The organism is Microbacterium sp. CGR1, from assembly GCF_001266755.1.
Lineage (GTDB): Bacteria > Actinomycetota > Actinomycetes > Actinomycetales > Microbacteriaceae > Microbacterium.
In genome coordinates this window covers 2,694,079-2,705,515 of the sequence record NZ_CP012299.1, presented here as the reverse complement: position 1 = coordinate 2,705,515, position 11,437 = coordinate 2,694,079, and the positions used below count along the sequence as shown (strand labels likewise).

9 protein-coding genes are annotated in these 11,437 nt (G+C 69.9%); 6 read left to right on the top strand and 3 right to left on the bottom strand.

The annotated features are described in order from the left end of the window. Nucleotides 1-15: 15 nt before the first annotated feature. The 3 genes from AKG07_RS13105 to AKG07_RS13095 form a co-directional block, all read right to left on the bottom strand. Nucleotides 16-723, bottom strand: a complete 708-nt coding sequence (locus AKG07_RS13105; RefSeq protein WP_053098325.1) for a ZIP family metal transporter — start codon at nt 721-723, stop codon at nt 16-18. Between the two features lie 89 nt (nt 724-812). Then, entirely contained in the window at nt 813-1,604 is a 792-nt protein-coding gene (locus AKG07_RS13100) for an NAD(P)H-dependent oxidoreductase (RefSeq protein ID WP_233277271.1), read from the bottom strand. A 13-nt stretch (nt 1,605-1,617) separates the two neighbouring features. Continuing rightward, the gene (locus AKG07_RS13095) at nt 1,618-3,000 is read right to left on the bottom strand and encodes an MFS transporter (RefSeq protein WP_053098323.1); all 1,383 of its coding nucleotides are present in this window, start codon (nt 2,998-3,000) and stop codon (nt 1,618-1,620) included. 98 nt (nt 3,001-3,098) lie between these two features. On the opposite strand from AKG07_RS13095, the gene AKG07_RS13090 reads away from it, so the two are divergent. The 6 genes from AKG07_RS13090 (at nt 3,099) to AKG07_RS13060 (ending at nt 11,418) form a co-directional block, all read left to right on the top strand. Continuing rightward, on the top strand, nt 3,099-3,503 hold the full coding sequence (locus AKG07_RS13090; protein WP_053098322.1) for a winged helix-turn-helix transcriptional regulator: 405 nt from the start codon (nt 3,099-3,101) through the stop codon (nt 3,501-3,503). Nucleotides 3,504-3,553: 50 nt separating this feature from the next. Then, nucleotides 3,554-4,987 carry an argininosuccinate synthase gene (gene argG, locus AKG07_RS13085; protein WP_053098321.1) on the top strand — a complete coding sequence of 478 codons (1,434 nt, stop codon included), beginning with the start codon at nt 3,554-3,556 and terminating at the stop codon, nt 4,985-4,987. A gap of 228 nt (nt 4,988-5,215) precedes the next feature. Beyond that, the gene (locus tag AKG07_RS13080) at nt 5,216-5,839 is read left to right on the top strand and encodes a TetR/AcrR family transcriptional regulator (RefSeq protein ID WP_053098320.1); all 624 of its coding nucleotides are present in this window, start codon (nt 5,216-5,218) and stop codon (nt 5,837-5,839) included. Then, entirely contained in the window at nt 5,836-6,756 is a 921-nt protein-coding gene (locus tag AKG07_RS17955) for a hypothetical protein (protein WP_201778462.1), read from the top strand. The genes AKG07_RS13080 and AKG07_RS17955 overlap by 4 nt, the downstream gene beginning before the upstream one ends. After that, the gene (locus AKG07_RS13065) at nt 6,753-8,630 is read left to right on the top strand and encodes a YhgE/Pip domain-containing protein (RefSeq protein ID WP_053098318.1); all 1,878 of its coding nucleotides are present in this window, start codon (nt 6,753-6,755) and stop codon (nt 8,628-8,630) included. The genes AKG07_RS17955 and AKG07_RS13065 overlap by 4 nt, the downstream gene beginning before the upstream one ends. A gap of 133 nt (nt 8,631-8,763) precedes the next feature. Further along, nucleotides 8,764-11,418, top strand: a complete 2,655-nt coding sequence (locus tag AKG07_RS13060) for a penicillin acylase family protein (RefSeq protein ID WP_082297938.1) — start codon at nt 8,764-8,766, stop codon at nt 11,416-11,418. Nucleotides 11,419-11,437 lie beyond the last annotated feature (19 nt).

Sequence of the window (11,437 nt, the reverse complement as noted above, 5' to 3'; positions counted from 1 at the left end):
CTCGCGACGCCCGGATCAGCTCGCGAGCGAGAGCCCCGCGGCGAGCGCGAAACCGAGCACGGTCGCGAGCCCGGTCACCTGCTTGGCCTTCTGCTGCGCGTCGGGCACCATCGAGTCGACGAGCATCACGAGCAGCGCGCCTGCCGCGAAGCCGCTCGCGCCGGCCCGGAAGTCGTCGCCGGTGCTGCTCGCCACAGCGAATCCGGCGACGGTCGCCAGCGCGCAGATGACCGAGATGCCGGCCCACAGCAGCAGCACGCGCGACTTCGCCATGCCGCCCTCCAGCAGGTCGGCGGCCGAGCCGATCGACTCGGGCAGGTTCGAGACCACGATCGCCACGACGAGCGCGATGCTCACCGGCTCTCCGGAGGCCAGTCCGATTCCCAGCACGAGCTGCTCGGGGATGCCGTCGAGCAGTGCTCCGAGCGCGAGCGGGACGCCCGCCCCCTGCTCCTGGGACTTCGCGGCTCGCGCATCGAGGATCCGGTCGGCGATGAAGTACGCGAGCGCGCCCGCGACCACGCCGACGATGAGAGGGATCGGACCTGCGAGGTCCAGCCCCTCCTCCCACAGCTCGAAGGCGATGGAGGCCATCAGGGCACCGGCTCCGAAGCCGAGCACGATGCCCAGCCAGCGCGGCGGCCAGGTGCGCAGCAGAGCGAGAACAGCACCGACGATGAGGGGCGACGCCGCGACGACGCCCCACAGGATCGCTCCACCCATGCCGTCCTCCTTCACGGACACTCTGCCACCGTCGGGGCCGATCGTGCAGAAGCGGAGAGCTACGCCCGCGCGCGTCGGGCCGCGTCGCCTCAGTCGACCGCGACGCGATGGATGCCGAGGTCGGTGCGCCCGGGAAGCAGGTCCGATCGCAGCGCCCGGGTGCCGTGGTAGTCGCCATCGCGCAGCCGACGGTACGGGCGGCTCGGAGATTCGAACGCCACTCCGGAGAGCCTCTCGATCAGCCGTGCGCTCTCGCGATCGACGCGCTCCGCGTCCAACCCGTCAGCGTCGTGGACGACGTGCAGGTCGAGCGGCTCGATGCCCGTGTACCAGAGGGTGCCGTGGGTCAGCGGGAACAGCAGCGAGTCCAGATCCCCGCTGATGCCCCGTTCTCCGATCGAGCGCTCGTCCTCCCCCGCCGTCACGATCACGAGGGCTCGGCGCCCGGCGAGCGGGCCCTCTCCGTATCGCAGCGGCAGACCGGTCTCGGCATCCGACGGGCCGTAGGCGAAGCCGTTGGTGAGCACCCGGTCGAGCCAGCCTTTGAGGATCGCCGGCGGTCCGTACCACCACAGCGGGAACTGGAGCACGACGAGGTCGGCGGCCGCGAGCTTGCGCTGCTCCTCGGTGACGTCCGGCGGCAGCTGGCCCGTGGCGTACGCCTCGCCCATCAGGTCGACGACGCTGCCCTCACGCCCCCGGGGCTCGCCCAGATCCGGCGCTGCGAGAACCGGATCGAAGCCCTGAGAGTACAGGTCGGTGATCTCGACATCGTGGTCGCGCGCGAGGGCGTCGACGCCATCTCGGAACAGTCGCGCGTTGAACGAGCTCGATCGGGGGTGGGCATAGATCCAGTGGACGGTCGGGCGCGATGCTGACACAGGTGTCCTTCCTTCAGCGGGCATCGATGGCCCGGTTCTCGGCAGCGCTCACCGGCGAGCGTCTCCACAGCGGCAGGAGCGCGGCGGCGACGACCGCGACGGTCGCGACCAGCAGGGCGACGAGGAAGCCGCGCGAACCGACGATCGATGCGATCGTGCCGAGCACCGCGATGCCGAGACCGCCGCCGAGGGCGAACCCGACCTCCTGGATCGCCCCCACCTGACCGGCGTCGTCCTCCGTCGTGACGTCGAAGAGCGTGGTGGCGGCGAGCGTCGCCGCGACTCCGAACCGCGCGCCGACGAGCACGAGAGGGATCACGACCAGCTCGACGCCCGTGGACAGCCACGCGAGTCCCGCCCCCTGCACCACCAGGGCGAGCACGGTGAGCGTCGGCGAGGTCAGCCACCGCAGGAACAGGGGTGCGAGCACCCCGCCGAGGGCGATCGCCACCGCCTGCGGCAGGATCGCGATACCGGCTTCGGCCGCGCTGAATCCCCGCGCATCCTGCAGGTGCAGGCTCACCAGGAGCACGGATGCCGTCGACACCCCGCTGCTCGCCAGGATGCGCACGATCGCAGGGCTGAAGCCGGGCACGCCGAACAGCCGCATGTCGATGAGAGGTTCGGCGAGGGCACGCTGGCGGCGGATGAAGAAGACGAGCGTCACGACGGCGACGACACCTGCGATGCCGGCGGCGACGGGAGCGGCGAGCACCTCGTGCAGGGCGAAGACGAGAGACCCGAGAGCGACGATCGACGTCACGATGCTGAGGATGTCCCACGACGGGCGACGGGAGCTGCGCGAATCCGGCACGAGCCAGATCGCGAGCACCCCGGCGACGACGGCGAGCGGCACGCTTCCGAGCAGCAGCCAGCGCCACCCCGGCCCCTCGGTCACCAGCCCGCCGAGCACGGGTCCGAGCGCGCTGCCGGCACCGAACGTCGCGGTCCACAGCCCGTAGGCGAGCACGCGCTGCCGTGCGTGATAGTGCGCCCCGATCGTCGCGACGACGCCCGCCACGACGAACGCCTCGGCGACGCCGAGGAGCGCCCGGACGACGATGAGCAGCATCCCGTCCTGAGCGAATCCGCCGACGAGGTTGAGCACCGCGAAGCCGGCGAGACCCGCGAGCACGATCCGCTTGCGACCGAACGCGTCTCCGATCCTGGCGGCGATGATCAGGGTCGCCGCCAGCGACAGCGCGTACACGTCGACGAGCCACAGCGCTCCACTGTCGGACAGGACGAGATCGCCGCGGATCGCGGGCAGCGCGGTCGACATGCTGCTGATCGCGAGAGCCCCGATCAGGATGCCGAGAAGCAGCGGGATCATGGCGAGCCACGGATGCAGGGTCGTGCGCGGTCGAGCGGATGCCGTGGGAATCGGGAAGGTCACCGCATCAGTCTCCCGGTCTGAGTACACTTCAGACAAGTACTGTCATTCCGGGTAGATAGTGACCGAATGGATACCATGACGGCCAGGAGGCGGAGCCGATGAGGGAGAAGACCGAGCGGATCGTCCGGGAGTGGGGCGACGCGTGCGACGCGGAGATCTCGATCGCCGTCCTCGGCGGGGCCTGGAAGCCCAGCATCCTCAGCCTCCTCGATGAGCATGAGGTGCTGCGTTTCGGCGAACTCAGCCGGCTTCTCGACGAGCCCACAGCCCGCGTGCTCACCCGTCAGCTGCGCGAGCTGGAGGACGACGGCCTGATCCTCCGCACGGTCTACCGGCAGGTCCCTCCCAAAGTCGAATACCGGCTGAGCGACCTCGGGCGCGGATCGATGCCGCTCGTCGAGGCGCTCACGAGCTGGGGTGCCGGCTACGCCGCGCATCAGCGACGCGAGCTGGCGCGGCTCGACTCCGAGCCCGAGGCACTCGACGCCGTCGTGGCCCGCTGACGGCCGACGCCGTCCGAAACAGCCGACACGCCGCCGATAGACTGGGAAGCATGTCCAAGGTCCTCCAGTCACTTCCCGTCGGCGAGCGCGTCGGCATCGCCTTCTCCGGAGGACTCGACACCTCCGTCGCCGTCGCGTGGATGCGCGACAAGGGCGCCGTCCCTTACACGTACACCGGTGATCTCGGTCAGTACGACGAAGACGACATCGAGTCGATCCCCGGCCGTGCCCTCGAGTACGGCGCCGAGGCCTCGCGCCTGGTCGACTGCAAGACCGCGCTGGTCGAAGAGGGCCTGGTGGCGCTCGCCTGCGGCGCCTTCCACATCCGCTCCGGCGGCCGCACCTACTTCAACACCACTCCCCTCGGCCGCGCCGTCACCGGCACGCTGCTGGTGCGCGCCATGAAGGAGGACGGCGTCGACATCTGGGGCGACGGCTCGACCTACAAGGGCAACGACATCGAGCGGTTCTACCGCTACGGCCTGCTCGCCAACCCGCGTCTGCGCGTGTACAAGCCGTGGCTGGATGCCGACTTCGTCACCGAGCTCGGCGGCCGCAAGGAGATGAGCGAGTGGCTCGTCGCCCACGACTTCCCCTACCGCGACTCGGTCGAGAAGGCGTACTCGACCGACGCCAACATCTGGGGCGCCACGCATGAGGCGAAGACGCTCGAGCACCTCGACGTCTCGCTCGAGACCGTCGACCCCATCATGGGCGTGAAGTTCTGGGACCCCTCGGTCGCGATCGAGACCGAAGACGTCTCCGTCACGTTCGAGGCCGGCCGCCCCGTCGCACTCAACGGCGTCGAGTACACCGACCCGGTGGCCCTGGTGCAGGAGGCCAACACGATCGGCGGACGCCACGGCCTCGGCATGAGCGACCAGATCGAGAACCGCATCATCGAGGCGAAGTCGCGCGGCATCTACGAGGCCCCGGCCATGGCGCTGCTTTTCATCGCCTACGAGCGCCTCGTCAACGGCATCCTGAACGAGGACACCCTCGCGACCTACCACGAGCAGGGTCGCCGCCTCGGTCGACTGATGTACGAGGGCCGCTGGCTCGAGCCGCAGTCGCTCATGCTGCGCGAGTCCATCCAGCGCTGGGTCGGCCTCACGATCTCGGGCACCGTGACGATCCGCCTGCGCCGCGGTGACGACTGGACGATCCTCGACACCACCTCGCCGAACCTGTCCTACGGCCCCGAGAAGCTCTCGATGGAGCGCGTCGGCGACGCCGCCTTCGGCCCGGTCGACCGCATCGGCCAGCTCACGATGCGCAACCTCGACATCGCCGACTCGCGCTCGCGCCTCGAGCAGTACGCGGGTCTCGGCCTCATCGGCGGCGCCACCGGCGAGCTCGTCGGACGCGTCACCGCCGGCGAGTCGGGCGAGATCACGGGCTCCGTCGAGGAGGTCGACGAGAACTTCGCCGACGCGGTCGACACCGCATCCGAGGGTGCTGCGTTCGACTCCGGCACCGACTGACGCGCGACTCTTCTGGGGGCGGATGCTGCGGCATCCGCCCCCTTTTCTGTCTGTGCCCGCCGCTCGCCGTTCACGATTCAGCATGAGCGCCGGGATTCGGGTCCGCATGGTGCTGATTGCGGCTTTAAGCGCCCATCCGTGCTGAGTTGTGAACGGCCCACCGTTCAGACCCTGCGAGTCCCCCGAGTTATCTTGCACACGGCTGTGCACAATACGTAGAATACGGGCATGACAACCCGTGCTCCCCGCCGCGACTCCGTCGAGAACCGCGCCGGAATCCTCGATGCGGCCCGCGCGACCCTCGCCACCGACCCGCGGGCGTCCATCGACGTCATCGCCCGCAGCGCCGGCCTGTCGCGCCGCACCCTCTACGGCCACTTCGACGACCGAGAGGCTCTGATCCGCGAGCTGATCTCGGTCGGAGCGCAGCGCTTCAACGCGATCGCCGAATCCGTCACCGACGCCGACTCACGCATCGCGCTGGCCCGCCTCGCCGCACGACTCTGGCAGGAGGCCGCGCACGTTCAGGTCGCAGCCGCGCTCGCCCTCGACGAAGCCCACGTGCAGCACACCGCAGACGCCCTGGCCCCGCTGCGCCGCACCGTCGCCGCCCTCGCGCGTCGCGGGCAGGAAGACGGCAGCTTCCGCACAGACCTCTCTGCCCCGACCCTCGCCCGCCTCATCGAAGAGGTCGCCCGCACGGTCGTCTCGCGCACCGACGCCTCGAGCACCGGGGCAGCCGATCTCGCTGTTCGCACTCTGCTCAGCATCGCCGGACTCTCGTGGCGCGAGGCCGACGAGCTGTTGAGCGCGCACCCGGACATCGTCGAATCACAGGAGGTCAGCGCATGAGGGTCACCCTGCACGACGTGAGCAAGGGGCGGGGTGGCCAGGCGCTGCCGACGACGAGCCTCGAGTTCCACAGCGGAGCCGTGCGCTTCGCCCTCGCCGAGACCGAGCAGCGCCCGACGGTGCTGGGCCTCATCGCCAGCGGTCGGATGCGGCCGGACACCGGGCGCGTGACGATCGACGGCGACGCGGACAACCGCGCGCTGCGCCGCACGATCGCGCTCGTCGACGCCCCCGACGTGAGCGATCCCCACGCTGACATCACCCTCGCGGGTGTCGTCGGCGAAGAGCTCATGTTCGCCGGCGTCGGCGCCACCCCTCTGCACGCACGGCACTGGCTGAATCAACTCGGCTTCGGCGAGCTCGCCGGCGTGGCGATCGGCAACGTCGATCCCGCCGCACGGGTGCGCATCCTCTGCGAACTCGCGATCCTCCGCACGGGCACCGAAGCAATCGTGCTCGTCTCGCCCGACCGTCACGGCGGCAGCCCGGACGGCTGGTGGCGGATCGCGTCGGAGTTCGCCGACCGCGGGTACGCGATGCTCGTCGTCATCGGCGGATCCGCTGCGGTCGCCCTCGAGCGCATGCACGAGCTCGAGGCGATCAACGCGTCCGGACCGGTCGAGCCGCTCGTCCTCGACCTGCCCGGCGGCTCTGAACCCGAGCCCGAGCCAGACTCCGAGGCCGAGGCCGAGCCCGAGCCAGCGCCCGAACCGGATCCCGAGCCCGCCCCTGAGCCAGAACCGGCGCCCGAACCGGATCCCGAGCCAGAGCCCGAGGCGGAAGACCCGGACGAGCGCCCCGCGACACCGCATGCCGACGCCGAGCACGCGGATGCTCTCGGCTCTCCCCCGGCCGACGACGAAGACCCACCCGCAGAACCCGAGCCGAACACGACAGAGAACGGAGGCGAGCGATGAAGGTTCCCGCCATGATCGCCGCCGAGCTGCGGCGCCTCACCGCGAGCAGGATGGGCGTGATCGCCCTGATCGCACTGGTCTGCGTGCCCATCCTCTACGGCGGCCTGTACCTCTGGGCCAACCAGGACCCGTACGCGAAGTTCCCGGAGGTCCCCGTCGCGCTGGTCGTCGATGACAGCGGAGCCCCCGAGCCCACCACGGGAACGGATGCCGCCACCGGCGAGACCGTGAACTACGGCGAGGACGTCGCCGACAACCTCATCGACGGCAACGCGTTCGACTGGCAGCGGATGTCGGCCGACGAGGCCGCCGACGCATTGCGGGAGGGAACGGTCGACTTCACCGTCACGATCCCCGCCGACTTCTCGTCGGCCTTGACCTCGGCCGCGGGCGACGACCCCCACCAGGCGCGCATCGAGCTCGAGACCAACGACGCGAACAACTACCTCGCGTCGTCGATGGGCACGCAGGCGGTGGAGAAGATCCGCAGCTCGGTCGCCGAGATGGTGGGCAGCGAGGCCGCAGAGCGCCTGCTCACCGGCCTCAGCGAGGTGCGCGACAACCTCGTGACCGCGGTCGACGGAGCGACCCAGCTCACCGCTGGCGCCGACACCGCCGCCACCGGCAGTGCGACGCTCGCAGACGGAACCTCTCAGCTCGCCGCGGGCACGTCGCAGCTCGCGGGCGGCGCGTCCGAGCTCGCCGGTGGTGCGGCGACGCTGGCGTCGGGGGCTCAGCAGGTCAGTGACGGCAACCGGCAGCTGGCCGACGTCGCGGACCGGGCCGGATCGGCTGTGCAGCAGGCGACGGATGCTCTGCCCCAGGCGCGCGAGGACATCGCCACCGTGCTCACGGATCAGGGCCTGACGCCGGAGCAGATCGATCGGGTGCTCACGACACTCGATCCCCTCGCGACACGACTCCAGGAGGGCAACTCGACCGTGCAGAACGCGGTCGACAAGGTCGACCAGCTCGCCGCAGGAGCGGACTCGGTGGCATCCGGCGCCTCGCAGCTCGCCGGCGGCGCGCAGACCCTGGCCAGCGGCGCGCAGAGCGTCGCCACCGGCGCGGCGGCCGCGAACGACGGCGCGGCCCAACTGCGCGATGGGCTCGGCACCCTCGCGTCAGGCACGGCCGAGTTGCGCGACGGGCTCTCGGACGGTGTGCAGCAGATCCCCGTCTCGACGCCGGAGCTCCGCACGCTGCAGGCCGACACGATCGCCGACCCGGTCAAGGTCTCGAGCGACAAGGTCGCCTCCGCCGAGGACTACGGCGCCGGTCTCGCACCGTTCTTCGCCGCACTGTCGGCCTGGATCGGCATCTACGCCCTGTTCCTCATCGTGAAGCCGATCTCCCGCCGCGCGGTCACGGCGCTGCACTCTCCGATCCGAGTGACACTCGCCGGGTGGCTCACCCCGGCGACGCTCGGCGCGGTGCAGATGCTGGGGCTCATGGGCATCCTGGCGATCACCCTGGGCTTCACGTTCAACAACCCCGTCGGCACCTTGGGCGTGATGATCTTCGCGTCGGCGACCTTCGCGGCGATCATCCTCGCCCTCAACGTCTGGCTCGGTTCCGTGGGGCAGTTCCTGGGACTCGTGCTCATGGTTCTGCAGCTCGTCACCGCGGGCGGCACGTTCCCCTGGCAGACCCTCCCCGCCCCGCTGGCCGCACTCCACCACGTGCTGCCGCTCGGCTACGTCGTCGACGCCATGCGGCAACTGATGTACGGCGGCAACCTCGGCCGGGCGGGCTGGGATCTGGTGGTATTGGGCATCTGGCTGGTCGGCGCGCTGCTGCTCGCCGCCATCGGAGTGACGCGCATGACGCACCGGCGCACGCTGCGCGACCTGCAGCCGAGCCTGATCGGCTGACGCCGCGGGCGGGGGCGAGAACACCCCCGCCCGCGAATGCTTTATGGGTAGTATTCCGGAAGCGTCTGTTGAGACGCGCTCTGGGACTCTCTGGGACTGAGTTCCGCCATGCCACCCGAAAGAGTTCTCGAAGATGACAACCCATTCGACCGAGATCGTCGACCCGTCGCGCCCTTCCCTGGGTGCTCGCATCGGCCGCATCGTGTTCCTCGTCGTCGCTGCGATCGTGGTGGTCGCCGTCGCCGGTGCCTTCTTCGTGACCTGGACCATCCAGCGCTCGTTCCCGCAGACCGACGGCACCCTGTCGCTCGACGGGCTGCAGGCCGAGGTCACGGTGCAGCGCGACGCCAGCGGCATCCCCACCATCACCGCCGACTCATCGCACGATCTCTTCTACGCCCAGGGCTTCGTGCACGCGCAGGACCGCTTTTTTGAGATGGACTTCCGCCGCCACGTCACGGCGGGACGCGTGGCCGAGATGTTCGGCGAATCGCAGGCCGGGACCGATGCCTTCCTCCGCACGCTCGGCTGGCGCAAGGTCGCCGAGGCCGAGGTCGAGGCCATGGACGACGTCACCCGCGGCTACTACGAGGCCTACGCCGACGGCGTCAACGCCTACCTCTCCTCCCGCTCGGGCGCCGAGCTGTCGCTCGAATATGCCGTTCTCGGAATACAGAACCCGGAGTACGCGCCGGAGCCCTGGGAAGCCGCCGATTCGGTGGCGTGGCTCAAGGCGATGGCCTGGGATCTCCGCGGCAACGTCGAAGACGAGGTCGAGCGCTCGCTCCTGGCCGCACAGCTGGCGGAGACCTCCGACGCCGCCGGGATCACCACGACGCTCGACGAGCTGTACCCGCCGTATCCGTTCGAGGATCACCCCGTCATCGTCCCCGAGATCTCGACCGCCCCGATCACCGAGGCCGGTGCCGAGCCCGCCGCGTTCACGACCGATGGGAACGACGGCGAGATGCAGCAGGCGGCGACGACGATCCAGTGGCAGGAGGCGTCGGACGTGATCGAGGCGGCGAGCCTGCTCGTCGGCGATGTCGGCGAGGGCATCGGATCGAACTCGTGGGTCGTGTCCGGGGACCTCACCGACACGGGCATGCCGCTGCTCGCCAACGACCCGCACCTGGGCGCATCACTCCCCTCGGTCTGGTACCAGGTGCAGCTCCGGTGCAGCGAGGTCACCGACGACTGCCCGTTCGACATGGGCGGTTTCTCGTTCTCGGGTCTCCCCGGCATCGTGATCGGCCACAACCAGCAGGTCGCCTGGGGCTTCACCAATCTGACCACCGACGTCACCGACCTCTACGTCGAGCGGATCGAGGGCGACCAGTACTGGCGCGACGGCGCGCTGGTGCCGATCGACGAGACCACCGAGACGATCGCGGTGGCCGGGGGCGACGACATCGATCTCACGATCCGGTCGACCGTGCACGGACCGATCATCTCGGGTCTCACCGACGACTTCACCGCGATCGCCGACGACCCTGAGCCGGGCCTCGCCGCCGGCGGCGCCGCAGGTCCGGCGCCCACCGGCACCGCGCCGGAGGGAGCCGAGTACGCGGTCAGCCTGCGCTGGACGGCGCTCGACCCCGGCACGGCCGCGACCGCGACCTTCGCTCTGTCGACCGCCCAGGACTTCGAGGAGTTCCGCGCGGCGGCCGCGCTGTTCGATGTGCCGGCACAGAACCTCATCTATGCGGACGTCGAAGGCAACATCGGCTATCAGACCCCCGGACGCCTCCCCGTGCGCGGGGCCGGCGACGGATGGATGCCGCAGCCCGGCTGGGACAGCAGCTACGACTGGACCGGATTCATCCCGTTCGACGAACTGCCGGTGTCATACAACCCGGCATCCGGGTACATCGTGACCGCGAACAACGCGATCGTCACCGACGACTACCCCTACTTCCTCTCACGGGACTGGGACTACGGCTATCGGGCGGATCGCATCGCCCACCTGATCGAGCGACGCGCCGCCGCCGCACCGCTCACCGCCCAGGACATGCGGGAGATCCAGATGGACAGCGAGATGTGGATCGGCAAGCGACTGGCAACGGAGATCGAGGATGTGGAGGTGACGGGTGCGGGGACTGCAGATGCCGTGGCGCTGCTGCGCTCGTGGGACGCACAGAACGACGCGGGTTCGGCCGCAGCCGCCTACGCGAACGTCCTCTGGTCGAACCTCGTGCAGAACCTGTTCGCCGAACGCGACCAGCCCCTGCCGATCGACGGCCAGGGTCGACTCTTCACCGTCGTCGCGGACCTTCTCGATGACCCATCCGACCCGCTCTGGACCAACCCGAGCATCGATGTCGCGGGCATGGACGAGATGCTCGCCCTGTCGGCCGAGGAAGCGTACGACGAGCTCTCCGCGGTTCAGGGCGACGTCGTCACCGCATGGAGGTGGGGCGACCTGCACGCGATCACCCTCACGAGCGACACCCTCGGGTCCTCCGGCATCGCCCCGATCGAAGCCCTCTTCAATCGCGGCCCCTACGCCGTCAGCGGCGGCGCGTCCGTGGTCAACGCCACCGGCTGGGAGCTCGGCACGTCGTACGCCACGACCACCGTGCCGTCGATGCGGATGGTCGTCGACCTCTCCGATCTCGACGCCTCGACCTGGATCCACCTCACCGGCGCATCCGGACACGCGTTCGACGAGCACTACGTCGATCAGACGTCCGACTGGGCGGCGGGGATTCAGCGGCCGTGGGCGTTCACCGACGGGGCGGTCGATGCGGCGACGCGTCACACTCTGGTGCTGGCGCCGGCCGGTTAGCCCGGGACGGCTCTGCGGG